This window comes from Mesorhizobium sp. BHbdii, from assembly GCF_053848045.1.
Genome location: NZ_JBSPKX010000267.1, coordinates 1 through 419 on the forward strand (window position 1 = coordinate 1; position 419 = coordinate 419).

Annotated in this window: 1 protein-coding gene; it reads right to left on the reverse strand. The window is 62.3% G+C overall.

Annotated elements, in window-relative coordinates:
• A partial coding sequence (locus ACWTU8_RS32975) for a Gfo/Idh/MocA family protein (RefSeq protein ID WP_455851395.1) occupies window positions 1–419 on the reverse strand: 419 nt, incomplete at both ends.

Consider the following 419-nt stretch of genomic DNA (forward strand, 5'->3'; position numbering starts at 1 on the left):
GGCCCGATCAGCTGGATCAGATTTGTGATGTAATACGGCCCGATGTCGAGCACCGGTCCGGCGCCCGGCTGGAAGAAGAAATCCGGATTGGGATGCCAATGCTCCATGCCGTGCCCCATGACATGGCAGGTGCCGCTGGTGATCTTGCCGAGTTTCCCCTCGTCGATCAGGTCACGCACCAGCTGGTGCGCGCCGCCGAGGAAGGTGTCGGGCGCCGAGCCGATGCGCAACCCGTTCTTTGCAGCCCGAGCCTTGAGGTCCTGGCCCTCTTCGAGCGAGAGGACGAAGGGCTTTTCCGAATAGACGTGCTTGCCCGCGTCGAGCACCCGTTTCGATACCTCGTAATGCACCGCCGGTATCGTCAGATTGACGATGATGTCGATGTCGTCGGCCTGGAGCAGGTCCTCGACGGTCTCGGC